Here is a 25675-nt window from a genome sequence, read left to right as displayed (position 1 = left end):
GTCAAGACACGGCAAGGAAGCTCGCCAACGCCGCGCCGAATTCGGGCTTGGTCACGCTCGACATGTGCGTGCCCGGGATGGCGACATACTCGGCGTTGGGCAGGCGTTCGGCAAGTTCGGGGGCCGAGCCGTTGTCGTCATCCTCCGACCCGCACAGGACCATCGTCCTCATGGTGAAGGCGTCGATCCACGCCGGATTGGCATCCTCAAACGTCCGCAGCAGGTGGCCGGCGGCGACACGATCGACCTTCATCGTCTTCATGAACTGGATCGCCATCCACCAGCGGTCGCCGCGCGTCGCAATGTCGAACTGCGCGATGGCTTCGTGGAAAAAAGCCTGTCGGCGGTTCCAGTCCTGAAGCCCCTCGATCCCCATCCCGGCGAGAACGGCACTGGCAGGCTTGGCCCCCTCCCCGATCACCTGCACCGTCGTGCGCGCGCCGAGCGAAAAGCCGCCGAGGTCATAGTCGTCGATGCCGAGGTGGGCGATCAGTTCGCGAGCGTCGCGGGCGAGCACGCCGCGCGGGTAAGCCTCGACCTCCTGCGGCTTTTCGCTGGCCCCATGCGCACGAAGGTCGGGCATGATCACCCGCCTACCGCGCGCCGCAATCGCCTCGGCGGCGCCAAACTTGATCCAGTTGGTGACAGCGTCGCTGAACAGACCGTGCAGAAGGATCACCGGCCGCCCGCTCCCAACCTCGCGCCAAGCCAGGCGAACGCCGTCCGACGCGGTCCAGTGATGGATAGGAACGTCAATCATGATCGGCAATCTTCTCGAACCTGACTAGCGACGAATGTGCAAGCAATGACGCCAATCATGCCGGGGCGCACTTGCCTCTGCCAAACTGATTCTGTGTCAATCGCGCTCCACATATCGTGAGCGAATGTCAGTCAACGTCCGGTATTGCAATGTCCGCTGAGGGTGGAAAGCAGACGCACTACGTCGGTGAGAGTGATGGCTCCAGGTGCCCAATTCTCGTGAGGGAGGCTTCCCTGCGGATGGTCTCCAGTGTTGGTAGCACGTCATCGAGCAATTCGAGTCTTCGGCACGGATACATGGCTGGCACCATGCTATCCCAACGGTCAAACCATTCCGGCTGCCTCGCCCAACCTCCGGGCGGAAGTTCAACGGTGCCTCGGCCCAAGTTTGTGATGAAGAGGGGCTGGAGATTGTTCAGTCGATGGAAGTCAATAAGACATTCGGGTCTTGCCGTTCCATCTCGCCAAACTTCCAAACCGCGTTTTGTCAGAATGTAGCTGATGCGCTTTCGCAGAGCGGCATCGTGGTAGAATCGCCCCACCAAGACATAGGCTAGCACAGCAAGTGAGAGCGCAAAGAAGAACCAATGCTCGCCTTTTATGCTCATGAAAAGCACGACTGCGCCCACAAGAGTGTAGGTTGCAGTGTGGCCAAAGTCTTGCGGCCGCCACGCTAAGCCCTGAGCAGGCCGACCACTCCAAAGTACATGATCATCGCACTCAGACATGAGTTTACACTCTCGCAAAGAGCGAATGTCCGCGATGGGTCGAAAGCGGACAAAGTCTCCCCGTATTTACTCAGGCATTTTCCCGACCGCTGCCTCCCACTTATCGACCAGCTTCTGATGTTGGTCGGTGCGCGTTTCGGGGAGCACTTTGGTGTCAAGCCAGTTCCGATGAATGCTCTCCGCGCCAAAGTGCGACGTCGGCTTGAATCGCGACGGGTCGTCGAAGGCGGCAACGGTCAGGTCGAGGTTGGGCCCCTCCTTGAACTGGAAACCGAGGGACGTTCCGCACTTGGCGCAATAGGGGCGCCTGGCGATCGGTGAGCTGTCGTACCAATCGGGACCCGACAGCCAGCGCATGTCCTTTTGCGCCAAATTCTTGAAGGCGATCGAGACCGAGCCCGTCGCCCGCTGACACATCCGGCAGTGACAGAGGTAGGCGTCCTCGTCGGCGATCTCAGCCTCGAACCGGACCGCACCGCAGGCGCAACCTCCCGCCATGGTCACTGCCTCGCTCACGGCATCGCGGTTCCGGCGGGGGGTGCAGACATATGCTCGTGAACGATCAGCCAGCGGCCGTCGGCCTGTTTCTGATAGACCTGGCTGTAGCGCGTGCGGACAAGCTGGCGGGTCGCGCCGACCTGCGCGGTAAAGGCAAGCACGCCCGATGCGACGATCGTGTCGTCATCGAGCGCCTGCACATGCCGAGGTTCGACTCGGAAATCGGCGGGCTTCATCGTCAGAAAGGCGGCGTTCGCGCGCGTCTGGGCATTGCGATCGGTCGTCGGGGCGAGTGTGCTCGAATCGAACACCACCGCGCCATTGGCATAGTTCGCCATAACCCGCTCGACCTGACCGCTGCTCCACCCCGCCTCGGCGTCGGCGACGACCTTTTCGGCATCGGTCTGACTTGGCGGGGCGGCCGGTGCCTTCGCTGCCTCCTGCGACTGGCAAGCCGCCAGAGCGACCGCCAGGATCGGCGTCATCATCAACGAACCACGCATCGAACTTCTCCTCGAAGGATCAGCCGATGCTAGCGGTCAGGCGGCCTTCTGCAAGTGGCGGCGGCCAAGCAGTTCGGCGATCTGTACCGCGTTGAGCGCGGCGCCCTTGCGCAGATTGTCGCTGACGACCCACATGCTGAGGCCATTTTCGACCGTCGAATCCTCGCGGACGCGGCTGACGAAGGTCGCATAGTCGCCGACGCATTCGACCGGCGTGACATAACCGCCGTCCTCGCGCTTATCGACCAGCATCACGCCCGGCGCCTCGCGCAGGATGTTCTGCGCCTGCTCGGCGGTGATCTCGTCCTCGAATTCGATGTTCACGCTTTCTGAATGGCCGACGAACACCGGCACGCGAACGCAGGTCGCGGTTACCTTGATCTTGGGATCGAGGATCTTCTTCGTCTCGACAACCATCTTCCATTCTTCCTTGGTCGACCCGTCGTCGAGGAAGCTGTCGATGTGCGGAATGACGTTGAACGCAATCTGCTTGGTGAATTTCTTCGCCTCGTTGCTGTCGCCGACGAAGATGTTGCGGCTTTGCTCGAACAACTCGTCCATCCCCGCCTTCCCCGCGCCGGAGACCGACTGATAGGTCGACACCACCACGCGCTTGATCCGCGCGACGTCGTGGAGCGGCTTCAGCGCGACGACCATCTGCGCGGTCGAGCAGTTGGGATTGGCGATGATGTTTTTCGCGCGATAGCCGGCGATTGCGTCCGGATTGACCTCCGGCACGATCAGCGGAACGTCGGGATCCATCCGGTAGAGCGAGCTATTGTCGATGACCGTGCAACCCGATGCCGCCGCGCGCGGCGCGTGGACGCGGCTGACCTCGGACCCGGCGGCGAAGAGCGCCATGTCCCAGCCCTCGAAATCGAAATGCTCGATGTTCTGGACCTTCAGTTCCTTGCCGCTGTCGCCGAAGTCGATGATGTCGCCGGTCGAACGCGGACTTGCGACCGCGGCGACTTCGTCGGCGGGAAACTGCCGTTCCGCGAGGACATTGAGGATTTCGCGCCCCACATTTCCGGTCGCGCCGACCACGACGATACGATAGCCCATTCAAATTCTCCGAGACGATGCGGGGTGCGGCGCCGATATGGGATCGGCACCGCGCTTAGTCCAGCACTTCGCGCCGATTAGCGCTTGGTGGGCGCGACCTCGTTCCGCTTCAGGAAATTGAGGATCGTGTTCCACTGGTGGACCGAGATGTTAGTGCCCGAAATGCTGTGGCCAAGTCCCGGATAGACCATCGTTTCGAACGGCACCTTCGCCTCCTGCATCCGCGCCATCAGTTCGGTCGAATGCTGAAACAGGACATTGTCGTCGCTCATGCCGTGGATGAGCATCAGCGGGTCGGCGATCTTGCCGCTTTCGCGAAGCGCGTCCGACTTGTCGTAGGCTGCGCGAAGCTGACGCGGGTCGCCGGCATATTTCTCGGTGTAGTGTGTGTCGTAGAGGTCCCAGCGCGTGACCGGGGCACCGGCCACGCCCGCCGCAAATGCATTGGGAGCCGCTTCGAGCAGCTTGAGCACCATGTAGCCGCCATAGCTGTGCCCATAGACGGCAACCTTGTCGGCCTGAACGCCCGGCTGCTTCTTCAGCCATGCGAGGCCGGCAAGCTGATCCTGCACCTCGACGCCTCCAAGTGCACGATAGACCGGCTTTTGGAATGCGGTGCCACGCCCCTCTTGGCCGCGATTGTTGACCCGGAACAACGCCCAGCCCTGCTGCACGAGATATTGATCGAGCGGCGAAACATAGCCGTTCATCACGTCCTGCGACTGCGGGCCACCATACACCGTCATCAGCACCGGCGCACGCTGGCCGCGAGCAAGGCGCGGCATGATCAGGCGATAGTCGAGCTGCGTGCGGCCATCGGCGGCCAGCAGCTTGCCATAGGTCGGCTTGGCGTCGAGCCCCGCGAACGGCGCATAGGGATGGTCGCCAGTGACGCGATTCTCATGGATCCACGCCAGGCGCTTGCCGCTGCCGTCGGCTAGCCACACCTGTTGCGGCTGCCCCGGATAGCTGGTGCTGACCAACGCAAGCTTGCCGGTCTTGTCCATCACCGCGCCGTTGTTCGTTCCCGGCCGGGTCAGCAGTTGCGGCTGGGCGCTGGCGGTCCGGTAGTCGAGCGAATGAAGCTGATATTCGATCGGGTTGCCGCGATTGGCGCTGAAGAACAGCTTGCCGCTCTGCTCGTCGACCCCGACCAGCCCGCCGGTGACCCAAGGACCATCGGTCAACTGCGTCACACGGCCGTCGGCCATCCGGTAGAGATGATTAAAGCCCGAGCGCTCCGACGAGAACAGGAAGGAGCCGTCCTTGAGCGGCTTGAAGTCGTCGTGGAGGTTGATCCAATTCTCGGCCTTGTCGCTCATCAGCAGCGACGACTTGCCCGTCCGCGGATCGATTTTGAGATAATCGAGCGTCTTCTGGTCGCGGCTGAGGCGCTGGACCACGAGCGCACTCGCGTCGGGAAGCCAGTTGACCCGCGCAAGATAATAATCGGCGTTGGTCCCGAGGTCGGCCTTGATCATCCCGCTGCCGTCCGGGTTCATCAAATAGAGGTCGACTTTGGCATTGTCGGTCCCGGCGCGCGGATAGCGCTGCTGGAAGGTGGTCGTCTTGTCGGCGCCGATCGCAGCGCGGGTCGCGACCTCGACTCCGCTCTCGTCGACGCGGGCGACCGCGATCCGCTTGTCATCCGGCGACCACCAGTAACCGCGCGTGCGGCCAAGCTCCTCCTGCGCGATGAACTCGGCGAGGCCCCAGCTCACGGTCTCGCTAGCGCCTTTAGTGATGCGGACATCCTTGCCAGTCGCGAGGTTGAGCACGTGCAGCTCGTTGTCGCGGACGAACGACACGAAGCCGCCCTTTTCGCTGACCCGCGCGTCGAGTTCAGAGCCCTTGGTCTTGGTCAGGCGGCGCACTTCGCCATTGAGGCTGGCAAGATAGATGTCGCCTTCGAGCGGAACGAGGATCGACTTGCCGTCGCTAGACCATTCGTAACGCACGATGCCGCGCAAATTGGCGATCCGCGCGCGTTCGCGCTGCATCCGCTCGGCTTCGCTCAGCGTCGCCCCGGTCGCGAACTTCTTGCTGTCGACCAGCATCCGCGCCTGACCCGTCGCCGGATCGATTGCCCACAGATCGAGACGCTCGAGCTCGTCGGCACGGCCCCGCAGCAAGGTCACCAACTTCCCGTCGGGAGAGAGGGCAAGCGAGCGCGGCGGTGAGCCGGCGAGTGACGGGCTGGCGAACACGCGCTCCAGCGTCAACGGCGTCGTGCCGACCGTGGCGGGAGCGGTCTGAGCGATCGCGGACGTCGGGATCATCATGAGAGCGAAGGAGGCGAGGAGCAGGGAACGAGCACGCAAAGACAGGACCTTCCGGCAACGAAAAAGGGCGCCCGGATCGAACCGGACGCCCCCTTCATCGCGCCTTGCGGCGGATTGGTAAAGCTTAGCTGTCGCTCTTCTCGGTGCCCTTGGCGGGACGCGTGTCGCGACGTTCGGCGATACGTGCCGATTTGCCGCGGCGACCGCGCAGATAATAGAGCTTTGCGCGACGGACCGCGCCGCGACGAACGACTTCGATCGAAGCCAGCGCGGGCGAGTAGAGCGGGAACACGCGCTCGACGCCTTCGCCGAAGCTGATTTTGCGGACGGTGAAGTTCGAATTCACGCCCTTGTTCGCACGGGCGATGCACACGCCTTCGTACATCTGAACGCGGCTGCGCTCGCCTTCGGTGACCTTCACGCCGACCTTCAGCGTGTCGCCGGGACGGAATTCGGGGATCGGGCGGAGCTTGGAGAGCTCGGCGACCTGTTCGGCCTCGAGCGTCTGGATGAGGTTCATGACTGGATCAAACCCTATTTTTCACGCTGCGCACCAGAGGGCGACGCCTCCCGAGCACCCCCATGGCGCTCGATCAGGTCCGGCCGCCGTAGCCGTGTATCGTCGATCGAGCGTTGCTTTCGCCACGCAGCGATCTTCGCATGATCCCCCGATCGCAGCACTTCGGGGATCGTGCGTCCTTCCCATATGGCGGGTCGGGTATAGTGCGGATATTCCAGGAGACCTTCTTCGAAGCTCTCCTCCTCTCCACTGGAGGCCGCGCCCATTACGCCGGGGAGCAGTCGAATGCAAGCGTCGAGCAGCACCATCGCGCCCAGTTCTCCACCGGACAGGATGTAGTCGCCGATGCTGACCGGCTCGACCGCGCGCGCCTCGAAGATGCGCTCGTCGAAGCCTTCGAACCGGCCGCACAGAACGATCGCCCCCTCACCCGCCGCCAGTTGCCGGACCCGCTGTTGGCTAAGCGGCGCTCCGCGTGGGGTCATGGCCAGCACGGGGCGACCGTCGGCAACGCTATCGATCGCCGCGGCGAGCACGTCGCAGCGAAGCACCATGCCCGCCCCGCCGCCCGCGGGCGTGTCGTCGACGGTACGATGCTTGTCGATCGCGTGGTCACGAAGATTGCGGGTATCGAGGCTCCAGACGCCCTCCCCCAATGCACGCCCGGCCAGGCTCGTGCCGAGCGGTCCCGGGAACATCTCCGGATACAGGGTCAGGACGGTCGCGCGGAAACTCATTGCTGGCGCCGTTAGCCCAAGCGGAACCGCCACGCCATGCCCGGCATTGGGGGCGAATGGACAAGCCCCTCGACTGCCTCGTCATCGGCGGAGGCCCTGCGGGGCTGACCGCGGCCATCTACCTCTCGCGCTTTCATCTCGACATCATGGTCGTCGATGGCGGCAAAAGCCGGGCGGCGTGGATCCCGATGAGCCACAACCATGCTGGCTACCCCGAAGGCATCAACGGCAAGGACCTGCTCGACCGGATGAAGGAACAGGCGCGTCTTTACGGCACGCGGATCGAGGACGGTCAGGTGACCCGGATCGAAAAGAATGACGATGGCTCGTTCACCGCCGAATGGGGGGCCGGGCCGGTGACCGCTCGATCGATCCTGCTGGCGACGGGCGTCACCAATCGCCGCCCCCCGATGGACCCGGAACTTCATGACGACGCCATGGCTCGCGGGCTGATCCGATACTGCCCGATCTGCGACGGCTATGAGGTGACCGACAAGAAGGTCGGGGTGATCGGTACGCATGAAAATGGCGCCGCCGAAGCCCGCTTCCTGCGAAGCTACACCGACGATCTGACGATCATTGCGCCGGACGGCCCGCATGAATTGAGCGAGCATGATCGATCCGAACTGACGGGGCTGGGAATCACCATCGTCGACGGTCCGGTTGAAGCGATCGAGCCTGGCGACGAGACGATCATCCTGGTCACACCATCGGGGCGTCATGACTTCGCCAGCGTCTACCCCGCGCTTGGGAGCGACACGCACACTCAACTTGCTGAAATGCTGGGTGCGAGCCTTGCGGGCGATGCCTGCATCAAGGTGGATTCGCACCAGCGGACCGGGATCGAGGGCGTCTACGCCGCGGGCGACGTGGTCCTGGGCCTCGATCAGATCAGCCATGCGATGGGCGAAGGCGGCGTGGCCGCGACGACGATCCGTAACGATCTGGCGCAGAAGCAGCCGCTTGTGAGGGAAGCGTCCTAGGCGAGAAAGTCGGGGTCGAGGACGACGCGGCTTTCTTCAAGCACCGCGATCGGTTCGCGGAACGGGATCAGCGATCGCTTACCGTCCGGCTTCTCGACTTCGAGCAGATCGCCAGCACCGAAATCCTCGATCCCCGCCACCGTGCCCAACGTTGCGCCGTCTCCATCGACGCAGGGAAGCCCGATCAGGTCAGCGTGATAATATTCGCCGTCTTCCAGCGGGGGAAGCGCAGCGCGATCGACTTCGACCAATTGGCCGCGAAGCGCTTCGGCTGCGGTGCGGTCGGCCACGCCTTCGAAGCGGGCGATGACCGTCTTGCCGCCAAGCTTGGCGGAAAGCAGCCGACGCGGCTCCCCACCCAGCGAGACGGTCGAATGGCGGGCGAGGCTCTCGACGCTGTCCGCAAACAGCTTCAGGCGAACCTCGCCCTTGATGCCATGCGCTCCGGCGACCGCAGCCAACGCCACGCGTTTGTCGGTCGCCGAAGCTGACATGATTATTCGGCCTTAGCTTCGGCTTCGCCCTCGGCCGGCGACTGGTCGCTCTCACCGCTGACGGCAGCGACATCGTCGCCCGCGTCGGTGTTCGGGGTTGCTTCGTTGGCTTCTTCGGCGGCCGGCTCTTCAGCGGCGGCTTCTTCGACCGGAGCGGCTTCAGCGGCCTTGCGGGCTTCCTCGGCTTCGGCCTGCTTGGTCGCACGCTCCTCGGCGCGCTCCTTGGCCTTCTCGCCCGGTTCGGCCTTCTTCGGATTGTTGCGAGCAGCGCGCTCCTTGATGCCGGCGGCATCGAGGAAGCGGGCGACACGGTCCGACGGCTGCGCGCCGACGCTCAGCCAATGCGAAATGCGATCGGCGTCGAGCTTGACGCGCTCGGGCGAATCCTTGGCGAGCAGCGGATTGTAGGTGCCGACCTTTTCGATGAAGCGACCGTCGCGCGAATTGCGGCTGTCGGCGACAACGACGCGGTAATAGGGACGCTTCTTGGAGCCGCCACGGGCCAGACGAATTGCAACTGCCATAATCTATTCCTTTCAGTGAGTTCGTTTATTTCTTTGTGAATTTGTTGAAGCCGGGCGGCAGGTTGAACGGTGCCGCTCCGCCGGGAAGCCCAGGGATTTGCGGCATCTTGTTGCCGGGCAGACCGCCCTGCGACAGATCGCCCAGCGCCTTTTCCATCCCGCCGCCCGAGAACATCGCCGCCAGCTTTCCGAAGCCGCCCATCTTCTTGAGCTTCTTCATGGCGTTGGCCATTTCCTGGTGCATCTTGAGCAGCTTGTTGACCTCCTGAACGGTGGTCCCGCTGCCCTTCGCCACGCGGATCTTGCGCTTGGCGTTGATCAGTTCGGGCTTGGCCCGCTCCTTGGCGGTCATCGACGACATCATCGCCTCGAGCCGGACCAGCGCCTTGTCGTCGACGTTGGCCGCGCCCTTCATCGCCTTCATACCCGGCATCATCGACGCGAGCGCGCCGAGCCCGCCCATGCGCTGCATCTGCTGGATTTGCATGCGAAGATCATCGAGGTCGAATTTGCCCTTGGCCATCTTGGCCGCGAGCCTTTCCGCGTCCTCGACCTTGACCGTCTCGGCCGCGCGCTCGACCAGGCTGACGACGTCGCCCATGCCGAGGATGCGGCCAGCAACGCGGCTCGGGTGAAACGCTTCGATCGCGTCGAGGCCTTCGCCCGTGCCGGCAAACTTGATCGGCTTGCCGGTGACCGCGCGCATGCTGAGCGCCGCGCCGCCGCGGGCGTCGCCGTCCATCCGCGTCAGCACAACGCCGGAAATCTCGACCTGACCCGCGAAGCCCTTGGCAACGTTGACCGCGTCCTGACCGGTCAGGCTGTCGACGACCAGCAGCGTCTCGACCGGGCGCGAGGCGGTCGCGACCGCCTTCATCTCCGCCATCAGCGCATCGTCGACATGCAGACGACCCGCGGTGTCGAGCATGACGACGTCATAGCCCTGCAGCTTGGCCGACTGCAGCGCTCGCTCGGCGATCTGCACCGGCGACTGGCCGGCGACGATCGGCAGCGTGTCGACGCCCGCTTGGCGACCGAGGACCGCGAGCTGCTCCTGCGCCGCAGGGCGTGCGACGTCGAGCGACGCCATCAGCACCTTCTTGCGGTCGCGCGAGGTCAGCCGCTTAGCGAGCTTCGCGGTCGTCGTGGTCTTGCCCGACCCCTGAAGCCCGACCATCATCACCACGGCCGGCGGATTGACGTCGAGGTGCAGTTCGGCCCCCTGCCCGTCGCTGCCTTCGCCGCCAAGCATCTCGACCAGCGCGTCATTGACGATCTTGACGACCATCTGCCCCGGCGTGATCGACCGGATCACGTCCTGCCCGACCGCCTTTTCCGTGACCTTTTCGACAAAGTCGCGCGCGACCGGCAGGGCGACGTCGGCTTCCAGCAGCGCCACGCGCACTTCGCGCATCGCCGAACGCACGTCGTCTTCCGACAAGGCGCCGCGGCCGCGAAGCTTGTCGAAGACGCCGCCAAGGCGATCGCTGAGGGACTCGAACATCAAAATCTCCCGATGCGGAGCAAAAACGCATGAAACGCCGGCGGGCGAACCATCGCCGGCCAGCGTGCATCCGTAGACGCGCCCATCAATGTGTGTCCGTGAAGACGAATGCGCCCTACGCCGTGGGCGGCGCGAGGTCAAGATTCAGAAGGCGGCGCCATCGTCGAGCGCGCGTTGCTCCGCCTCCGTCGACCGACGGCCGAGCGCCTCATTGCGACCGGGAAAGCGGCCGAACCGCTCGATCTGGTCGAGGTGGCGGTGCGCGAAATCGATTTGCTCGCCCCGCCCAAGCCGACGGAACTCGTCCACCGAGCGGCGCTGGGCGGCGATGTCCTCACTATGCATCAACGGCATCAGCAGGAACTGTCGCTGGTCGTCGGTCATGCTGCGGTCCCAGCCCCGTTCGAATGCCGCCATGGTGAGACGACGTGCCGCTGCATCGCCTCGAAACGCCTTCGGTGACCCGCGATGAATGTTGCGCGAAAATTGGTCGATAAGAATGACTGCCGCCAGCAGCGTTTCAGGCGTGTCGCTCCACCCGTTCAAGTCGCTCGTCGCCAAGTGATCGCTGAGCGCGCCGAACCGCTTCCGGATCTCCGCATCCAGCACGGGGTCCTTCACGAACCATCGCTCCTGCCCCACCTCGTCGAACCAGAAGCGCAGCACGGCAGGGGCCGCGTCGGCGGGGCGGGTGTCGGGGGCAAGGTGGACAGTCATCGCCCGCCTCCCTAAGTCGCCGAACGTGACGCGGCAATTCCACAAGATGCATGGACTGGGCAACGATTTCGTTGTGATCGACGGCCGCCTCGATCCGGTGACGGTCACGCCCACTCTCGCCAAGGCCCTTGGCGATCGCCACACCGGGATCGGCTTCGATCAATTGGTCCTGCTCGAGCCGAGCGACGTCGCGGCGTTGCGTATGTCGATCTGGAACGCGGACGGGTCCCCCGCAGAGGCCTGCGGCAACGCCACGCGCTGTGTCGTCGCGCTGACGGGGGCGGCCACGATCGAGGCCGAGGGGCGCATTCTTGACGGCTCGATCGAGGGAAGCGATGTCGAAGTATCGATGGCCGAGCCACGCTTCGACTGGGACGCGATCCCGCTCGCCGATCCAATGGACACGGCCGCTCTTCCCCTTAGCTGGGGCGACCTCGAAGCGCCGATGGCGGTCAACGTCGGCAATCCGCATCTGGTTTTCTTCGTCAAAGAAATCGACGAGGCTGCGCTCGTCGAAATCGGGCCGTCGATCGAGCATGATCCCGCTTTCCCGGAGCGGATCAACGTCAACGTGGCGCAAATCGTCGCCGACGGCATTCTCCTTCGAACCTGGGAACGCGGCGCGGGCCTGACAATGGCCTGCGGAACGGGTGCGTGCGCGACCGCAGTCGCCGCAATCCGACAGAAGAAAGCGATGTCGCCCGTGCGCGTGACGATGAAGGGCGGTTCGCTGACGATCGCTTGGGCGCCGGGAACGCCAATCCGCATGCGCGGCGAAGCGACGCACGTTTTCGCGGGCGAGATCGACCTTGAGGCGCTTGCCTGATGGGCGCGGAGACGATCACGCTCGGCTGCCGGCTGAATTTCGCCGAGAGCGAGACGATGCGCGCGCTGGCGGGCGACGACACGATCATCGTCAACAGCTGCGCCGTGACCAACGAGGCTGTCCGCCAGACACGCCAGGCGATCCGCCGCGCCCACCGCGAACGGCCCGATAAGCGGATCTTCGTGACCGGGTGCGCGGTACAGCTCGACGCAGATACCTTCGCGGCCATGCCCGAGGTCGATCGGGTGATCGGCAACGCCGACAAATATCTGGCTGCATCGTTCCACAGAGACGCGCCCTCGCTCGTGTCCGACGTCATGACTGCACCCGCCCCCATCGTGGCCGCGGGTTTCCTGCAGCGCGTCCGAAGCTTTGTTGCGATCCAGACCGGCTGCGACCACCGTTGCACCTTCTGCTCGATCTGGCAGGCACGTGGGCCGTCGCGCTCGCTTCCTTACGAGGCTGTGCGGTCGGCCGTGCAACGCGAACTCGACGCGGGCGCTCGCGAGATCGTGCTGACGGGCGTCGACATCACAAGCTACGAGCCGTCGCTGGGGCTGTTGTGCCAGCTACTGCTCCGCGACCTGCCAGCGCTTCGTCGTCTCCGGCTTTCCTCGCTCGACAGTATCGAAATCGACGATGCGTTGCTTGAGCTCGTGGCCGGTGAGCAGCGGATGCTTCCGCATTTCCACCTGTCGCTTCAGGCCGGCGACGACTTGATCCTGAAGCGGATGAAGCGTCGGCACAGCCGTGCTCAGGCGGTGGCGACGATCGAGCGGCTGAAGGCTGCCCGCTCGGACGTGACGATCGGCGCCGACCTGATCGCGGGCTTTCCGACCGAAAGCGAAGAAGCCGCCGCAAACACCCGCGCGCTGATCGACGATTGCGAGATCGTCACGGCCCACGTCTTCCCATTTTCGCCGCGCCCCAACACCCCCGCCGCCCGGATGCCGCAACTTGATCGCGGCCTGATCAAGGCCCGCGCCGCCCAGCTTCGTGAAACTGCCGCCCGCCGCCGTTCGGACTGGCTCGACAGCCTCATCGGGACTCGCCAGACCGTGCTGATCGAGAATGGTGCCAAGGGGCATAGCGACGGTTTTGCCCCAGTGCGCATCGAAGGCTCGAGGCGCGGCGACCTTGGCATGGCCAAAATCACTGGCCGAACCGAAGACTTACTAATCGGGGAATTTGAATGAGTTGGATCGACCGCCTGACAGGCGGCTTCAAGAAGACCGCGGATCGTTTGGGAGAGAATATCGGCGGACTCGCGACCAAGGCGGCGCTAGATACCTCGACCCTCGACGACATCGAAGAGGCGCTGATCGCCTCCGACCTCGGCCCCGAAGCGTCGAAGCGGATTCGCAATGCCATCGCCGCGCGCCGGTTCGAGCAACTCGACGAACGCGGGCTGCGCACGATCCTGGCCGAAGAGATTGAGAAGATCCTCGCGCCGGTGGCACGCCCGCTCGACATCTGGGGCTTCCCGCGGCCGCATGTCATCTTGGTGATCGGCGTCAACGGATCGGGGAAGACCACGACCATCGGCAAGATCGGTCACCTGCTGAAAGAGCAGGACTATGGCGTCATGCTGGCGGCGGGCGACACCTTTCGCGCCGCGGCGATCGAGCAACTCAAGATCTGGGGAACACGCATCGGCGCGCCGGTCATGTCAGGCAAGGAAGGCGGCGACGCTGCCGGGATCGTCTTCGACGCCGTCAAGCAAGCCACCGCCACCGGTATCGACGCGCTGATCGTCGATACCGCGGGTCGGCTTCAGAACAAGGCGCACCTGATGGAGGAACTGTCGAAGGTCCGGCGCGTCCTAGGGCGGATCAATCCGGAGTCGCCGCACGACATCCTGTTGGTGCTCGATGCGACGACGGGCCAGAATGGCCTCAACCAGATTGAAGTGTTCAAGGAGAGTGCTGGGGTGACCGGCCTTATCATGACCAAGCTCGACGGGACGGCGCGCGGCGGCGTCCTCGTGGCAGCGGCCGAACGTTTCGGTCTGCCGATCCATGCGATCGGCGTCGGCGAAGGCGTCGACGACCTGCGCCCGTTCGACCCCCGCGCCGTCGCCCGCGCCATCGCGGGGCTCGGCCAGTGAGCGAGACTCCCGCCAAGCAGGAACCCGGCGGCATGTCGCGCCTGCTGATCGATATCGGACCGCTGCTGGTCTTCTTCGTCGTCAACTTCCTCGCCCCCGTCCCCGGCCCGATCAAGGTGTTTGTGGCGACTGGCGCCTTCATGGCGGCGATGATGGCCGCGCTCGTCTATTCGGCAGTGCGGTTCAAACACATCTCGCCCCTGCTCCTATTCTCGGGCGTGATGGTGGTCGTGCTCGGCGGGCTGACGATCTGGCTTCACAACGAGACCTTCATCAAGGTCAAGCCGACCATCTATTACGGCCTCGTCGCTGCCCTGCTAACATTCGGTTTGCTCACCGGGCGATCGCTGCTGAAATCCGTGCTTGGCAGCGCCTATCCCGGCCTCGACGAGGACGGTTGGCGCAAGCTGACGCGCAACTGGGCGATCTTCTTCGCGGTCATGGCCGTCGTCAACGAGATCGTGTGGCGCAATTCGACCACCGACTTCTGGATTGGTTTCAAGCTGTGGGGCGCCATTCCCGCCACCCTGCTCTTCGCCTTCGCCAACGTGCCAATGCTGATCCGCCACGGTCTGACGACCGAAGAGAAGGCTGCCGCCGAACCGGGACCAATCGATTGAACGAACCTGTCATCCGCATCGAGGGTCTGACCAAGAGCTACGCCGGGGGCGTGCAAGCGCTCAAGGGTGTCGACCTCGACATCCGGCGCGGGGAAATCCTTGCTCTGCTAGGGCCCAACGGCGCGGGAAAGACGACCTTGATCTCGATCGTCTGCGGGATTGTCACGCCCACGGGCGGCACGATCCACATTGGCGGCCACGACAATCAGACCGATTACCGCGCAGCGCGCTCGATGATCGGCCTGGTACCGCAGGAACTGACCACCGACGCGTTCGAAACCGTGTGGGACACCGTCCGCTTTTCGCGCGGCCTGTTCGGCAAGCCGCGCGACGACGCCAAGATCGAGGATATCCTTCGCCGCCTCACACTGTGGGACAAGCGCAAAGCGCGGATGATGGAATTGTCGGGCGGCATGAAACGCCGGGTGATGATCGCCAAAGCGCTCAGCCACGAGCCGGCGATCCTGTTTCTCGATGAGCCCACCGCGGGCGTCGACGTCGAACTTCGCCGCGACATGTGGGAATTGGTGCGCAAGCTTCGCGCCGACGGGACGACGATCATCCTGACGACCCACTACATCGAAGAAGCCGAGGAAATGGCCGACCGCGTGGGCGTCATCCGCAAGGGCGAACTGGTCGCGCTTGGCGACACGTCGGCCCTGATGAAGCAGATGGGCAAGAAGACGCTCAAGATCGCACTCGATCCCGCCCTGCCGGCGTTGCCGGCCGGACTGGAAACGTGGCAGCCGGCGCTCGAAGATGACGGCCACACGCTCTGCTACCGCTTCGACAGCCACGCCGACCAGACCGGGATCAGCGGCCTGATGCGCAAGCTCGACGAGCTTGGCGTCGGCTACAAGGACCTGTCGACGCAGCAGTCCAGCCTCGAGGATATCTTCGTGTCGCTGGTCCACGGCAGTTCGGAGGATGCGGCATGAATTTGAACGGCGTTGGCGCAATCTACGCGTTCGAGATGGCGCGAGCGCGTCGCACCCTGTGGCAAAGCCTGGTCGCGCCGGTCATCACGACCTCGCTCTATTTCCTCGTGTTCGGGACCGCGATCGGCGGCCGGATGACGTCAATGGGCGGCGTCGGCTACGGTAGCTTCATCGTGCCGGGCCTGATCATGCTGTCGATCCTGACCCAGTCGATCTTCAATGCCAGTTTTGGCATTTTCTTTCCAAAGTTTACGGGCACGATCTACGAAACGCTTTCAGCCCCGATTTCGCCGCTGGAGACGACGCTCGCTTATGTTGGTGCCGCCGTGACGAAGAGCGTCGTCCTTGCCCTCGTGACGCTCGCCACCGCCGCATTGCTAGTCGACGTGCGCATCGACCATCCAATCCTGATGCTGCTGTCGCTCATCGCGATTTCGGCCGGTTTCTGCTTGCTGGGCTTTGCAATCGGCATCTGGGCGAAGAATTTCGAGCAGTTGCAGGTGATCCCGCTGCTCGTCGTCACGCCCCTGACCTTTCTCGGCGGGGTCTTCTATTCGATCGAGGCGATCGGGGAGCCGTGGAAGACGGTCACCCACCTCAACCCGATCCTTTATCTCGTGTCGGGGTTCCGCTGGACCTTCTTCAGTCACGCCGACGTACCACTGGCGGCCAGCGTGGCCGTGATGGCGGCGGCGATCCTGTTGCCGCTCGCCGCCATCGTCTGGATCTTCAGGACGGGATATCGCCTGAAGAGCTAGGCCTTACTTGGCGGCGTCGTACCGCTCGCTGGCCTTGTCCCAATTCACCACGTCCCACCACGCCTTGAGATAGTCGGGACGGCGATTGTTGTAGGTGAGGTAGTAGGCGTGTTCCCACACGTCGTTGCCCAAGATCGGCGTACCGTTCGAGGAAACGACATCCATTAGCGGATTGTCCTGGTTCGGCGTCGCGACGATTTCCAGGGCACCGCCCTCGCCCGCGACGAGCCAGACCCACCCCGAACCGAACTGGCCGACGCCCGCAGCGTTGAACTTTTCCTTCATCGCGTCGAGCGAGCCAAAGGTCTTGTCGATCGCTTCCGCAAGTGCGCCCGATGGCTGTCCGCCGCCCGGCTTCATCGTTTCCCAGAAAAAGCTGTGGTTCCAGTGACCACCACCGTTGTTGCGGACCGCGGCCGGCTGCGACGAAATCGACGCGAGAATATCTTCCAGGTCCTTCCCCTCGAGCGAGGAATCGGCCTTCACCGCGTCGTTGAGCTTGTCGACATAAGCCTGGTGGTGCTTGTCATGATGCAGCTTCATCGTCGCTTCATCGATCGTCGGGGCAAGCGCACCATAATCATAAGGTAGGTCGGGGACGGAAAAGGCCATGGCGTCGCTCCTTGATGGCGTGGATGTTCGTTGATTTAACGCCCCTAGGCGTCGCCTGTTGCAAGTCAACGAAGGCGGCGCTCACGCACCGCCTGCATCGAGCAACTTGTGCCGCTTCAGGGCGTGGCGAAGCTGGTCGTAACTCAGTCCGAGCGCAGCGGCGGTCGCGCGCTGGTTGAAGCGATTGCGCGACAACGCGTCCTCCAGCAGCGCCTTCTCATAATTCGAGACAGCGGCCCGGAAGTCGTCGGTAGTTGTCGTGCCCGAGGCGGGGACCGGAGGCCCTTCCTCTGAAACTGCGGCAGCTGACGGTGACGGCGTCGATACCGGCGCTTGCGAACCGCCAGCTTCCGGCGCTTCGGTCAGCGCCCATGGCGAACTGAATGGATCAAACTGAAGCTGCTCGATCTCGCGCTCGGGATTCTCGTGCCGATAGACGGCGCGTTCGACCGCGTTGCGAAGCTCGCGGACATTCCCCGGCCAGCGATAATTCTCCATCGCGTCCTGTGCCTGGGCAGAGAAGCCGGGCCAGTTGGACCATTCGAGCTCGACCGCCATGCGCCTACCGAAATGCTCGGCAAGAAGGACAATGTCCCCCTTTCGCACCCTGAGCGGGGGAAGAGTGACGACTTCGAACGACAATCGATCCAAAAGATCGGCGCGGAAGCGGCCCTCTTCGACGAGCCGCGGAAGGTGCTCATTCGTCGCAGCGACGATGCGAACGTCGACCTGGATCGGCTTCGACGCGCCGATGCGGGTGACTTCGCCATATTCGACCGCGCGAAGCAGGCGGTCCTGTGCCGGTGACGAAAGGGTCGCGAGTTCGTCGAGGAAGAGGGTGCCGCCGTCGGCCTCCTCGAACCGGCCGTGTCGGGTTTTCGCGGCGCCGGTGAAGCTGCCCGCCTCATGCCCGAACAATTCGGCTTCGATCAGATTCTCGGGCAAGGCGGCGCAGTTCATCGTCACCAGCGGCCCCGCCCAGCGCTGCGACAGGTGATGAAGGCGCTCCGCGATCAGTTCCTTGCCGGTGCCACGCTCGCCAATCACCAGCACCGGGCGATTGAGCGGAGCGGCCCTGCTCGCCCGCTCGACGGCGTCGAGAAAGGCAAGGCTTTGGCCGACGAATTGAGTGGTGCGCTCCATGCCCAACATGTGGTGGCAAATCCCACCATCTGGCAACTATTATCGCTCCGCCGTTCGTCGAAAATGGCGGGAAATGCGGGATATCTGACGCTATCGAATTTTTGGCACGATCCCTGCTTCTGTAAATTCCAACAGGGCCATCAATCTGGAGTGCTCAATGGGTATCTTTTCCCGAACTCGGGACATTTTCGCAGCCAACATGACCGAGCTGCTCGACCGTGCCGAAGATCCGGCGCGGATGATCCGCATGATCATTCTCGAAATGGAAGAAACGCTGGTCGAGGTTCGCGCCTCCGCCGCGCGCTCGATCGCCGACGGCAAGGAAATGCGTCGCGCGCTGGGTCGGCTCGATCAGCTGCAGGAAAGCTGGACCGAAAAGGCCGAACTCGCGCTGTCGAAAGACCGCGAGGATCTCGCCAAGGCGGCGCTGATCGAACGGCAGAAGGCGGCCGACATGGCCGAAGGCCTTCGCGCCGAACTCGGCACGATCGAGGAAACGCTCAAGACCTACGAGATCGACATCGCCAAGCTGCAGGGGAAGCTTCGTGAAGCGCGGTCGCGACAGAACCAGATCGCGTCGCGGATCGAAAGCGCCGTCACGCGCGCCCGCACCAGCGAATTGCTGCACGGCGGGCGGACCGACGATGCCTTTTCAAAGTTCGAACTGCTTGAACGGCGCGCCGACTTTGCCGAGGGCCGTGCGGATGCGCTCGGCATGACCGGGCCGCGCAGCCTCGAGGAAGAAATCTCCGACCTTCGCGCCAATGAGAAGGTCGATGCCGAACTGGAGGCCATGAAGGCCGCAATGAAATCTAAGGGGGCGTAAATGGAAGACGTTGTTGCGATCGTAGGCATTTTCATCGCCTTCCCGATCATCCTGTTTCACTACATCACCAAGTGGAAGACGGCGAAAACGCTGACCGGGTCCGACGAGAAACTGCTCGATGACCTTTACGAGCTTTCGCGGCGCCTCGACGACCGGATGTGCACGATCGAGCGCATCATGAGCGCCGAAAACCCCAACTGGCGTCAGTCCTGCCTTCCAGGCGCGGACGACGAACTCAACGCGCTTCGCAGCCGCATGCTCTCGGGGAGTGACCGCTAATGTCCACCCAGCCTCCGTTCCGCACCCGCTTTTACAAAGACCGCCGCAACGGCAAGTTGTTCGGGGTCTGCGCGGGCATCGCCGACTATGCCGGCATGGACGTGACGCTGACGCGCATCATGTTCTTCGCATCGGTCCTGCTGTCGGGCGGCATGACGCTGCCGCTCTACTTTATCACTGCGGTGGTGGCGCCGAACAAGCCGCTCGAACTGGCCGAGGGCGACCGCGACCAGCAGAAATTCTGGCAGGGCGTTCGCGCCTCCCCTTCGCGCTCGGCCGCGGAGATCCGCAGCCGGATGCGCGAGATCGATCGCCGCCTCGCGGACGTCGAATATTTCGTCACCACCGAGAACCGCAGTCTCGCGCGCGAGATCGAGCAACTTCGCTAAACGAGGGGTCGAGCGATGGAACCCGACAAGTTCACCTTCCCTACCGAATCTTTCCCGATGATCTCCGTCATCGTCGTTGCCGGCGTCTTCGGCTGGGTGATCACCACCTGGCTTCGCATCAAGAACGGTTATCCGCTCGACGGGGCCTGGGGGCAGGCACTTCACCCCAAGACCGACCAGGAAGCGGCCGAGCGGATTAAATTGCTGACGAGCGAGAATGCGCAGCTTCGCGCCGAGATTGGATCGATCAAGGACCGCATGGAGACGATCGAGCGGATCGTCACGGATCGCCCGTCGCTATTGGCGCAGGAAATCGACCGCCTGGCGTTCGACAAGGAAGGGAACGCCTGATGGACGGCAGCACCGGCTTCTTCGTCCTGGGCTTCTTCATGATTGTCGTCGGAATCCCCGTCATCTTCGGGATCATCGGTGACATGTACAAACGCCGCCTCAAATTTCGCGAGCGCGAACTCGAGTTGCTGGGCAACCAGACCGCCGAAAAGGCCGCTCAATACGCAGCGCACACCGAGCGGCTTGAGCAGCGCGTACGAATCCTGGAGCAAATCGTCACCGACAAGGGTATGGAGACCGCGGCACAGATCGAAGCGCTTCGCACGCCCCGAGTGACGCAAGGAGACAAGGTCCAGTGAATGGTGGATGGATCCCGGTTGCGATCGTCGCGATCGTCATGTTCGCGATGGTGATGAAGAGCCGCTACAAATATCTTCAGAACCAATCGTCCGCGCCCGTCCAACGGGAGGATAGCGCCGAGAGCGCTCGGCTCAAGGACGAGGTCCGCCAGTTGAAGGAGCGCATCCACGTTCTCGAGCGTATCGCGGTCGAAAAGGAAGACACGCTGTCGCGCCAGATCGAGCAGCTTCGCGACCGCTAGGTGACGGGCGCGGCGCGGCGCGCTAGGCGGTGCCGCGATGACCGATGCACCCGCTCCTTCCCTTCCCTCGCTCGCCGACCTTGCCGACGAGTATGAATTTCTCGACGGCGACGACCGCTATCGACTGCTGATCGATCTGGGTCGCAAGCTCGAACCCATGCCCGACGCGCTGAAGACCGACGCGACCAAGGTTCGCGGATGTTCGGCGTCGGTTTGGGTCTACCCGACCACCACGCCGGACGGGCGCCTTCATTTCCTTGCCGACAGCAACGCCGCGATTACCAAGGGAGTCGTGGCGCTTGTGCTGACGGCGGTGCAGGACAAGCCTGCCGCCGAGGTGGCGACCACCGATATTGCCGCGCTGCTGTCGCCGTTCGACCTTAGCCGCGAGCTGTCGTCGAACCGGACTCAGGGAATCCCCAACATGATCGCGCTCGTCCGTGAGACCGCCGCCCGGCTCGCCGCGTGACCGCGACGCCCGACCGCGCCCACGCCAATGTCGATGGCCGGTTCGACCCGGCGCGGTTCTTCGCGCTGGTTCGCGAGGTTGGGCACGGCCGCGCAGTCGGCTTCGAGTTCCGCGCTGCGGAGGATCAGTGGATCGAATTGGCGCTGCCGTGGCGCGAAGAACTGGTCGGCATTCCCGAGCAAGGCATTCTCGCGTCGGGGGCCATCGTCAGTTTGCTCGACACCTGCGGCGGTGCATCGGTGTGGATCGCGCTCGGTCGCTTTCAGCCGATCGTCACCATCGACCTCAGGCTGGACTATCTCCGCCCGGCTCTGCGTGGCGAAACGGTGATCGCGCGCTGCGAATGCTACAAGCTGACGCGCCAGGTCGCCTTCGTCCGAGGGATGGCGCACGGCGGCGACGAGAGCCGGCCGATCGCGCAGGCGACCGGCACGTTCATGCTCAATCCGTAGCCGTCGCGGCTCGACGCTCTTCGGAGCGGCGAAGCACTTCGTAGGCGGCCTGGACCTGCTGGAACCGCGTGGCCGCGGCCTCGTCGTCCCGGTTGACGTCGGGGTGAAATTCCTTGGCGAGACGACGATAGGCGGCCTTGATCGCCGCGAAGTCGGCATCGGGATCGACTTCCAGCGCATCGAGCGCGCGCATTTCGTCGCGCGACCGGCTGCCGTCTCCCGATCCTGCCCACTGGTAATGCGCGCTCTGGCGAAAGGCGGATGCGCCGCTTTCCTCATCGGCCGCGCGTTTCGCGGCCTCTTCCGCGCTTAGTCCCGCGAAGTAATTCCAGCCCTTGTTATATTCGGCCGCGTGCGCCTGGCAGAACATCCAGCGCTCGGGGCTGTTGGGCGCCTTCGGGGCGGGCCGGTCTCCGGTCTCGTTGCAGCCCTCGCGGTCGCACAGCCGGACACGCGCCGCTTCGCGGCCCTTGGTGCCGTAAGAGCGCCAGCGGGGAAATCCCCAGTCATCGGATCGGGTCGGCTTGGCCATCGTGTCCTGTCTAATCGGTCGGTGCCGTCATTGCGAGCGCAGCGACGGGCGAATGTGCCAGGGGACCTGTAAGCCGGGTTCTGTCCAGCGCCTTTCGACGCCTGGGCGACCATTCCTCTAGGCGACGCGTCACCGCGCCGCTCAAGCAACCAACCCGGGTGGCGAGCCGGAACAGGCCCATGTGCCACCCCTATTCGGTCTTGCACCCGGTGGGGTTTACCGTGCCGCGCCCGTTGCCGGCCGCGCGGTGCGCTCTTGCCGCACCCTTTCGCCCTTACCCGTCCGAAGACGGGCGGTATGCTTTCTGTGGCACTTTCCCTGAACCCCTCGACAAGCGCGAGGTCCGCCGGGCGTTACCCGGCACCGTCGTTCCGTGGAGCCCGGACTTTCCTCGCCCATCCTTGCGGACGGCCGCGGTCGCCCGGTCCCCTGGCCGCCGCGATATGGTCTATTGCGGGCGGGGCAGCAAGAGCGCGAGCAGCTTGGCCCGGCACTCGCCGTCGACGATGCCGTCGATCAGCTCCGGACGAAAGCGCCGCTGGAACGCGATCACGGCCTTCAGGCTGTCGGTGACGTCGTAACCGAACCGTTCCAGCGCCAGCAGGAAGCCGGCGTCAGTCCAATAGGGGTCCATCAGGTCGCGGCTCGGGCTTGGCAGTGCGAGTCGTCGCCGCGCCAGTGCATGCCAAGGGAAGAGTTCGCCGGGATCCTCCTTCCGGCTCGGTGCGATGTCCGAGTGGCCGACGACGTTGCCGCGGCCGATTCCGTGGCGCTCCTTGATGTCCGCGACGAGAGGAATCAGCGCCGCGATCTGCTCGTCCGGAAACGGCCGATAGCCGAACTCATGGCCCGGATTGACGATTTCGATCCCGACGCTCGCCGAATTGACGTCGGTAAATCCGCGCCAATAGCTTTTGCCAGCATGCCAGGCGCGTCGGTCCTCATCGACCATCTGCAGGATCGCGCCGTCCTCCTGGACGACATAATGGGCGGATACTTTCGCGTCCGGGCTGCCAAGACGATCGATGGCGCTCTGGGCATCTGGCATGCCCGTATAATGGAGCACAATCATCGAGACGGGCAGCAGGCGCTCATCATGATTAGGGGAAGGAAGCCGCGTCACGTCCATGCGGGCATGGCGCATGACGCAGGGGTCGCGGTCAAGCCCCCAACGCGCGCTGCCCGCCCGAAGCATTCTCGACCAGACCGTAAAGGCCGCGCATCTCGGTGCTCGCCTCCAGTCGCCGAGTCTGGCCGATGACTGTCTCGCCCGCCCCGAGCATCAGCAGCCCGTCGGGCGCCATCGCGCCTGCGATCCGGTCGAACACCTGTGCCCGGCGATCGGCATTCAGGTACAGCAAGACGTTGCGGCAAAGAACGAGGTCGAACTGACCCGGATGCGGCGCGGGTTCGAGCAAATTGTGAACCTGGAAGCGGACGTGCCGGCGTAATGGCTCGATCGCGCGCCAGCCGCCTTCGACCTCTTCGAACCAGCGGATCATCTGCGTGATGCCAAGGCCGCGCTGGACTTCGAACTGGGTGTAGACCCCGTCGCGTGCGCGACGCACCGCGCTTTCGCTGACGTCGCTGCCGACGATGTCGATCGTCCAGCCGCGCCAGCGGATCGGATCTTCGGCGAACATCATCGCGAGGGAATAAGCTTCCTGCCCGGTCGAACAGCCAGCCGACCAGATCCGCAGACGACGGCTCGCTTCGCGGGCCTTGGCCAGCTTGGGAAGCGCCGACTTGGCGACCAGGTCGAATGGCGATCGGTCGCGGAAGAAATAGGTCTCGTTGTTCAGCAACGCCTCCACCACCTGCGTCGCAAGATTGGGGTCGCGACCCATCACAAGGATCGTGATCAGCTCGTCGAGAGTCGGAATCTGGCGTTCGCGAAGCAGCGCGGACAGCGCGGTTTCAATTCGCCAGCGACGGCTCATCGTCAGCTGCTGACCAGTCCGGGCCTCAAGCAGGCCTGCGAGAATGCGGCTGGAGCTGTCGCTTACCTGCACGAGGAAGCTTCTGACACGCGGCCAGCGATCCGGCGGGCGATCTTGTCTGGCGGAAGTACCGCGCAGGCCAGGCCCGCCTCGGTAACAGCACGCGGCATGCCCCAGACGGCGCAGCTCGCCTGATCCTGCGCAATGACTGCACCGCCGGCGTTGACGAGATGAAGTGCGCCCTCGACGCCATCGCGGCCCATGCCGGTCAGAACGACACCAAGCGCGCCCTTGCCGAAGACGTTGCCCGCCGACGCGAACATCGGGTCGACCGACGGCATGCACCCGCTCGCTGCGCGTGTTTTCAACAGGCGGATTACCGGCGCGCTGCCGATCTGGTCGACAATCAGATGCGCATCGCCCGGGGCGACATGAATTCGGTCGGCCACCAGCGGCATACCATCCTCGGCCACGACACAGTCGCGCCCCGATGCGACGGCCATCTGCCGTGCGAACACCGTCATGAAGGCTGGGGGCAAATGCTGGGTGAGCAGGATCGGAACGCCGATCTTTTTCGGCATGCCGGCGAACAGGGTGCCAAGCGCGGGAATGCCGCCCGTCGATGCGCCGATCGCCAACAGTTCGAGCGGTTCGTCGACCGCTGCACGAAGCGACGCTGCATCGACCTTGCCCGGAGCGAAGACGTCGCGAGTCTTGCGCTCGGCAAATCCAAGCTCACGAAGCTTGCCGAGCAAGACGTCGGAAAAGGTGCCGTTGAAGCGGCCCGTGCCGGGTTTCGGAAGCGCGTCGGCGGCGCCGAGGGCCAGCGCGGCAAGCGTCGCCTCGGCCCCTTCCTCGGCGAGCGACGAGACGATCAGGACCTTCGCCCCCTTCGCCGCTTCGAGGATCCCGGGGATCGAACGCAAGCCGCCCAATCCCGGCATTTCGAGGTCGAGCAGGACGATATCGACCATGACCTGGCCAAGCGCCTCGATGGCGTGTTCGGCCGTGCCAGCGACCGCAACGATGTCGAAGGTAGGGTCGCTCTCGATCATCCGGCCGAGCACCGCGCGCGCAACCATTGAATCGTCGACGATCATCAGCCGGATGCGCCGCGAAAGCGACGGTCGGGATGACGGGACGCTACTGTTCCGCGAACGCGCGGACTGGATGTTCATGGGGCTGGCCTCAGGCCACGCCGACGAGCTGGAGCTTGATGTGGAGCGTCTCGCGATCGAACGGCTTCATGACATATTCGTCGGCCCCCGCTTCCAGCGCCGCGCGGATGTGCGCCATGTCGTTCTCGGTCGTGCAGAACACGACCTTGGGCTGGTCCGAATGACCGCGCTGGCGAAGGAGCTTGAGGAATTCCATCCCGCTCATCACCGGCATGTTCCAGTCGAGCAGGACGACGTCGGGCATCCGGCTTTCGCAGCGTTCGAGCGCCTCGCGACCGTCGCCAGCCTCATCGACCTGGAACTCCAGCGTCTCGAGGATATGACGCGCGACCTTGCGAATGACCTTGCTGTCGTCGACGATTAGGCAGGTTTTCATGAAACGCTTTCCCGTTGTGTTCGG

Annotated in this window: 33 protein-coding genes and 1 other RNA gene; 15 read left to right on the top strand and 19 right to left on the bottom strand. The window is 64.0% G+C overall.

The window, feature by feature from the left end; all coding sequences use genetic code 11:
- Position 1: 1 nt before the first annotated feature.
- The 7 genes from SH584_RS00890 to trmD all read right to left on the bottom strand — a co-directional run bounded on the left by SH584_RS00890 (position 2) and on the right by trmD (position 7092).
- Complete coding sequence (locus SH584_RS00890) at positions 2-760, bottom strand: alpha/beta fold hydrolase (RefSeq protein WP_324807826.1); 759 nt, start codon at positions 758-760, stop codon at positions 2-4.
- 793 nt (positions 761-1553) lie between these two features.
- Entirely contained in the window at positions 1554-2003 is a 450-nt protein-coding gene (locus SH584_RS00885) for a GFA family protein (RefSeq protein ID WP_324807825.1), read from the bottom strand.
- Positions 2000-2488, bottom strand: a complete 489-nt coding sequence (locus SH584_RS00880) for a DUF4440 domain-containing protein (protein ID WP_324807824.1) — start codon at positions 2486-2488, stop codon at positions 2000-2002. Before SH584_RS00880 ends, SH584_RS00885 begins: the two co-directional genes overlap by 4 nt.
- 36 nt (positions 2489-2524) lie before the next feature.
- The gene (locus SH584_RS00875) at positions 2525-3553 is read right to left on the bottom strand and encodes an aspartate-semialdehyde dehydrogenase (RefSeq protein WP_324807822.1); all 1029 of its coding nucleotides are present in this window, start codon (positions 3551-3553) and stop codon (positions 2525-2527) included.
- Between the two features lie 77 nt (positions 3554-3630).
- Positions 3631-5832, bottom strand: coding sequence for a S9 family peptidase (locus SH584_RS00870; RefSeq protein WP_324807820.1), 2202 nt, complete (start codon positions 5830-5832; stop codon positions 3631-3633).
- Positions 5833-5959: 127 nt separating this feature from the next.
- Entirely contained in the window at positions 5960-6355 is a 396-nt protein-coding gene (gene rplS, locus SH584_RS00865) for a 50S ribosomal protein L19 (RefSeq protein WP_324807819.1), read from the bottom strand.
- A gap of 14 nt (positions 6356-6369) precedes the next feature.
- Entirely contained in the window at positions 6370-7092 is a 723-nt protein-coding gene (gene trmD / locus SH584_RS00860) for a tRNA (guanosine(37)-N1)-methyltransferase TrmD (RefSeq protein ID WP_324807816.1), read from the bottom strand.
- A 56-nt stretch (positions 7093-7148) separates the two neighbouring features.
- Between trmD and SH584_RS00855 the strand changes: the two genes are divergently transcribed.
- A complete protein-coding gene (locus SH584_RS00855; RefSeq protein ID WP_324807815.1) occupies positions 7149-8075 on the top strand; it encodes an NAD(P)/FAD-dependent oxidoreductase in 927 nt (308 codons plus the stop codon).
- On the opposite strand, the gene rimM is transcribed toward SH584_RS00855, so the two are convergent.
- From rimM to SH584_RS00835, 4 genes are all read right to left on the bottom strand, one after another.
- Entirely contained in the window at positions 8072-8569 is a 498-nt protein-coding gene (gene rimM, locus SH584_RS00850) for a ribosome maturation factor RimM (protein ID WP_324807813.1), read from the bottom strand. The genes SH584_RS00855 and rimM overlap by 4 nt on opposite strands.
- Positions 8570-8571: 2 nt before the next feature.
- A complete protein-coding gene (gene rpsP / locus SH584_RS00845) occupies positions 8572-9093 on the bottom strand; it encodes a 30S ribosomal protein S16 (protein WP_324807812.1) in 522 nt (173 codons plus the stop codon).
- 25 nt (positions 9094-9118) lie between these two features.
- Entirely contained in the window at positions 9119-10597 is a 1479-nt protein-coding gene (gene ffh, locus SH584_RS00840; protein ID WP_324807810.1) for a signal recognition particle protein, read from the bottom strand.
- 144 nt (positions 10598-10741) lie between these two features.
- A complete protein-coding gene (locus SH584_RS00835) occupies positions 10742-11314 on the bottom strand; it encodes a DUF924 family protein (RefSeq protein ID WP_324807808.1) in 573 nt (190 codons plus the stop codon).
- 25 nt (positions 11315-11339) lie between these two features.
- Here SH584_RS00835 and dapF point away from each other — a divergent pair, with 25 nt between their 5' ends.
- From dapF to SH584_RS00805, 6 genes are read left to right on the top strand one after another with little or no spacing between them, the layout of a single operon-like run.
- Positions 11340-12140 (top strand): diaminopimelate epimerase, encoded by an 801-nt coding sequence (gene dapF / locus SH584_RS00830; protein ID WP_324807807.1) that lies wholly within the window; start codon positions 11340-11342, stop codon positions 12138-12140.
- Positions 12137-13336, top strand: a complete 1200-nt coding sequence (locus SH584_RS00825; RefSeq protein ID WP_324809404.1) for a MiaB/RimO family radical SAM methylthiotransferase — start codon at positions 12137-12139, stop codon at positions 13334-13336. The genes dapF and SH584_RS00825 overlap by 4 nt, the downstream gene beginning before the upstream one ends.
- Complete coding sequence (gene ftsY / locus SH584_RS00820) at positions 13333-14247, top strand: signal recognition particle-docking protein FtsY (RefSeq protein ID WP_324807805.1); 915 nt, start codon at positions 13333-13335, stop codon at positions 14245-14247. Before SH584_RS00825 ends, ftsY begins: the two co-directional genes overlap by 4 nt.
- Positions 14244-14867, top strand: a complete 624-nt coding sequence (locus tag SH584_RS00815; protein WP_324807804.1) for a septation protein A — start codon at positions 14244-14246, stop codon at positions 14865-14867. The genes ftsY and SH584_RS00815 overlap by 4 nt, the downstream gene beginning before the upstream one ends.
- Positions 14864-15805 (top strand): ABC transporter ATP-binding protein, encoded by a 942-nt coding sequence (locus SH584_RS00810; RefSeq protein WP_324807802.1) that lies wholly within the window; start codon positions 14864-14866, stop codon positions 15803-15805. The genes SH584_RS00815 and SH584_RS00810 overlap by 4 nt, the downstream gene beginning before the upstream one ends.
- On the top strand, positions 15802-16563 hold the full coding sequence (locus SH584_RS00805; RefSeq protein ID WP_324807801.1) for an ABC transporter permease: 762 nt from the start codon (positions 15802-15804) through the stop codon (positions 16561-16563). Before SH584_RS00810 ends, SH584_RS00805 begins: the two co-directional genes overlap by 4 nt.
- 3 nt (positions 16564-16566) lie before the next feature.
- Here the strand turns inward: SH584_RS00805 and SH584_RS00800 are convergent, their stop codons facing one another.
- Together SH584_RS00800 and pspF are read right to left on the bottom strand one after the other, a co-directional pair.
- On the bottom strand, positions 16567-17175 hold the full coding sequence (locus SH584_RS00800) for a superoxide dismutase (protein WP_324807799.1): 609 nt from the start codon (positions 17173-17175) through the stop codon (positions 16567-16569).
- Positions 17176-17256: 81 nt separating this feature from the next.
- Positions 17257-18318 (bottom strand): phage shock protein operon transcriptional activator, encoded by a 1062-nt coding sequence (gene pspF, locus SH584_RS00795; protein ID WP_322840648.1) that lies wholly within the window; start codon positions 18316-18318, stop codon positions 17257-17259.
- 157 nt (positions 18319-18475) lie between these two features.
- Between pspF and pspA the strand changes: the two genes are divergently transcribed.
- Genes pspA through SH584_RS00755 form a run of 8 tightly spaced genes read left to right on the top strand, consistent with a single transcriptional unit; the run spans position 18476 to position 21625 of the window.
- A complete protein-coding gene (pspA, locus tag SH584_RS00790; RefSeq protein ID WP_324807797.1) occupies positions 18476-19144 on the top strand; it encodes a phage shock protein PspA in 669 nt (222 codons plus the stop codon).
- Positions 19145-19423, top strand: a complete 279-nt coding sequence (gene pspB / locus SH584_RS00785; protein ID WP_324807795.1) for an envelope stress response membrane protein PspB — start codon at positions 19145-19147, stop codon at positions 19421-19423.
- Positions 19423-19812, top strand: coding sequence for an envelope stress response membrane protein PspC (gene pspC / locus SH584_RS00780; protein ID WP_322840651.1), 390 nt, complete (start codon positions 19423-19425; stop codon positions 19810-19812). Before pspB ends, pspC begins: the two co-directional genes overlap by 1 nt.
- A gap of 15 nt (positions 19813-19827) precedes the next feature.
- Positions 19828-20163, top strand: coding sequence for a hypothetical protein (locus tag SH584_RS00775; protein ID WP_416385136.1), 336 nt, complete (start codon positions 19828-19830; stop codon positions 20161-20163).
- The gene (locus tag SH584_RS00770; RefSeq protein WP_322840652.1) at positions 20163-20462 is read left to right on the top strand and encodes a hypothetical protein; all 300 of its coding nucleotides are present in this window, start codon (positions 20163-20165) and stop codon (positions 20460-20462) included. The genes SH584_RS00775 and SH584_RS00770 overlap by 1 nt, the downstream gene beginning before the upstream one ends.
- Positions 20459-20704 carry a hypothetical protein gene (locus SH584_RS00765; protein ID WP_324807792.1) on the top strand — a complete coding sequence of 82 codons (246 nt, stop codon included), beginning with the start codon at positions 20459-20461 and terminating at the stop codon, positions 20702-20704. Before SH584_RS00770 ends, SH584_RS00765 begins: the two co-directional genes overlap by 4 nt.
- 37 nt (positions 20705-20741) lie before the next feature.
- The gene (locus SH584_RS00760; RefSeq protein WP_324807790.1) at positions 20742-21173 is read left to right on the top strand and encodes a SufE family protein; all 432 of its coding nucleotides are present in this window, start codon (positions 20742-20744) and stop codon (positions 21171-21173) included.
- A complete protein-coding gene (locus tag SH584_RS00755) occupies positions 21170-21625 on the top strand; it encodes a PaaI family thioesterase (protein WP_324807789.1) in 456 nt (151 codons plus the stop codon). The genes SH584_RS00760 and SH584_RS00755 overlap by 4 nt, the downstream gene beginning before the upstream one ends.
- On the opposite strand, the gene SH584_RS00750 is transcribed toward SH584_RS00755, so the two are convergent.
- From SH584_RS00750 to SH584_RS00725, 6 genes are all read right to left on the bottom strand, one after another.
- Positions 21615-22157 (bottom strand): J domain-containing protein, encoded by a 543-nt coding sequence (locus tag SH584_RS00750; RefSeq protein WP_322840656.1) that lies wholly within the window; start codon positions 22155-22157, stop codon positions 21615-21617. The two genes, SH584_RS00755 and SH584_RS00750, sit on opposite strands and share 11 nt — an antisense overlap.
- A 53-nt stretch (positions 22158-22210) precedes the next feature.
- Positions 22211-22590: RNase P RNA component class A (rnpB, locus tag SH584_RS00745), an RNA gene on the bottom strand.
- A gap of 15 nt (positions 22591-22605) precedes the next feature.
- On the bottom strand, positions 22606-23286 hold the full coding sequence (locus tag SH584_RS00740) for an N-acetylmuramoyl-L-alanine amidase (protein ID WP_324809579.1): 681 nt from the start codon (positions 23284-23286) through the stop codon (positions 22606-22608).
- A gap of 31 nt (positions 23287-23317) precedes the next feature.
- Positions 23318-24097, bottom strand: a complete 780-nt coding sequence (locus tag SH584_RS00735) for a CheR family methyltransferase (RefSeq protein ID WP_324807787.1) — start codon at positions 24095-24097, stop codon at positions 23318-23320.
- A 62-nt stretch (positions 24098-24159) separates the two neighbouring features.
- Positions 24160-25197, bottom strand: coding sequence for a chemotaxis-specific protein-glutamate methyltransferase CheB (cheB, locus tag SH584_RS00730; protein ID WP_324807786.1), 1038 nt, complete (start codon positions 25195-25197; stop codon positions 24160-24162).
- 88 nt (positions 25198-25285) lie between these two features.
- Positions 25286-25651, bottom strand: a complete 366-nt coding sequence (locus tag SH584_RS00725) for a response regulator (protein WP_322840659.1) — start codon at positions 25649-25651, stop codon at positions 25286-25288.
- Positions 25652-25675: the final 24 nt, after the last annotated feature.

Source organism: Sphingomonas sp. LY29, from assembly GCF_035593985.1.
GTDB lineage: Bacteria > Pseudomonadota > Alphaproteobacteria > Sphingomonadales > Sphingomonadaceae > Sphingomicrobium.
The sequence above is the reverse complement of the archived record's forward strand: the minus strand, read 5'-3'. Positions and strand labels throughout refer to the sequence as shown.

Excerpts from the sequence above, each read along its gene's own strand:
- SH584_RS00890 (WP_324807826.1), bottom strand. The coding sequence starts at position 760 with ATGATTGACGTTCCTATCCATCACTGGACCGCGTCGGACGGCGTTCGC.
- SH584_RS00880 (WP_324807824.1), bottom strand. The coding sequence starts at position 2,488 with ATGCGTGGTTCGTTGATGATGACGCCGATCCTGGCGGTCGCTCTGGCG.
- SH584_RS00875 (WP_324807822.1), bottom strand. The coding sequence starts at position 3,553 with ATGGGCTATCGTATCGTCGTGGTCGGCGCGACCGGAAATGTGGGGCGC.
- SH584_RS00870 (WP_324807820.1), bottom strand. The coding sequence starts at position 5,832 with ATGATCCCGACGTCCGCGATCGCTCAGACCGCTCCCGCCACGGTCGGC.
- rplS (WP_324807819.1), bottom strand. The coding sequence starts at position 6,355 with ATGAACCTCATCCAGACGCTCGAGGCCGAACAGGTCGCCGAGCTCTCC.
- trmD (WP_324807816.1), bottom strand. The coding sequence starts at position 7,092 with ATGAGTTTCCGCGCGACCGTCCTGACCCTGTATCCGGAGATGTTCCCG.
- SH584_RS00855 (WP_324807815.1), top strand. The coding sequence starts at position 7,149 with ATGGACAAGCCCCTCGACTGCCTCGTCATCGGCGGAGGCCCTGCGGGG.
- rimM (WP_324807813.1), bottom strand. The coding sequence starts at position 8,569 with ATGTCAGCTTCGGCGACCGACAAACGCGTGGCGTTGGCTGCGGTCGCC.
- rpsP (WP_324807812.1), bottom strand. The coding sequence starts at position 9,093 with ATGGCAGTTGCAATTCGTCTGGCCCGTGGCGGCTCCAAGAAGCGTCCC.
- ffh (WP_324807810.1), bottom strand. The coding sequence starts at position 10,597 with ATGTTCGAGTCCCTCAGCGATCGCCTTGGCGGCGTCTTCGACAAGCTT.
- SH584_RS00835 (WP_324807808.1), bottom strand. The coding sequence starts at position 11,314 with ATGACTGTCCACCTTGCCCCCGACACCCGCCCCGCCGACGCGGCCCCT.
- ftsY (WP_324807805.1), top strand. The coding sequence starts at position 13,333 with ATGAGTTGGATCGACCGCCTGACAGGCGGCTTCAAGAAGACCGCGGAT.
- SH584_RS00805 (WP_324807801.1), top strand. The coding sequence starts at position 15,802 with ATGAATTTGAACGGCGTTGGCGCAATCTACGCGTTCGAGATGGCGCGA.
- SH584_RS00800 (WP_324807799.1), bottom strand. The coding sequence starts at position 17,175 with ATGGCCTTTTCCGTCCCCGACCTACCTTATGATTATGGTGCGCTTGCC.
- pspF (WP_322840648.1), bottom strand. The coding sequence starts at position 18,318 with ATGGAGCGCACCACTCAATTCGTCGGCCAAAGCCTTGCCTTTCTCGAC.
- pspA (WP_324807797.1), top strand. The coding sequence starts at position 18,476 with ATGGGTATCTTTTCCCGAACTCGGGACATTTTCGCAGCCAACATGACC.
- pspB (WP_324807795.1), top strand. The coding sequence starts at position 19,145 with ATGGAAGACGTTGTTGCGATCGTAGGCATTTTCATCGCCTTCCCGATC.
- pspC (WP_322840651.1), top strand. The coding sequence starts at position 19,423 with ATGTCCACCCAGCCTCCGTTCCGCACCCGCTTTTACAAAGACCGCCGC.
- SH584_RS00775 (WP_416385136.1), top strand. The coding sequence starts at position 19,828 with ATGGAACCCGACAAGTTCACCTTCCCTACCGAATCTTTCCCGATGATC.
- SH584_RS00770 (WP_322840652.1), top strand. The coding sequence starts at position 20,163 with ATGGACGGCAGCACCGGCTTCTTCGTCCTGGGCTTCTTCATGATTGTC.
- SH584_RS00760 (WP_324807790.1), top strand. The coding sequence starts at position 20,742 with ATGACCGATGCACCCGCTCCTTCCCTTCCCTCGCTCGCCGACCTTGCC.
- SH584_RS00750 (WP_322840656.1), bottom strand. The coding sequence starts at position 22,157 with ATGGCCAAGCCGACCCGATCCGATGACTGGGGATTTCCCCGCTGGCGC.
- SH584_RS00740 (WP_324809579.1), bottom strand. The coding sequence starts at position 23,286 with ATGGACGTGACGCGGCTTCCTTCCCCTAATCATGATGAGCGCCTGCTG.
- SH584_RS00735 (WP_324807787.1), bottom strand. The coding sequence starts at position 24,097 with ATGAGCCGTCGCTGGCGAATTGAAACCGCGCTGTCCGCGCTGCTTCGC.
- cheB (WP_324807786.1), bottom strand. The coding sequence starts at position 25,197 with ATGATCGTCGACGATTCAATGGTTGCGCGCGCGGTGCTCGGCCGGATG.
- SH584_RS00725 (WP_322840659.1), bottom strand. The coding sequence starts at position 25,651 with ATGAAAACCTGCCTAATCGTCGACGACAGCAAGGTCATTCGCAAGGTC.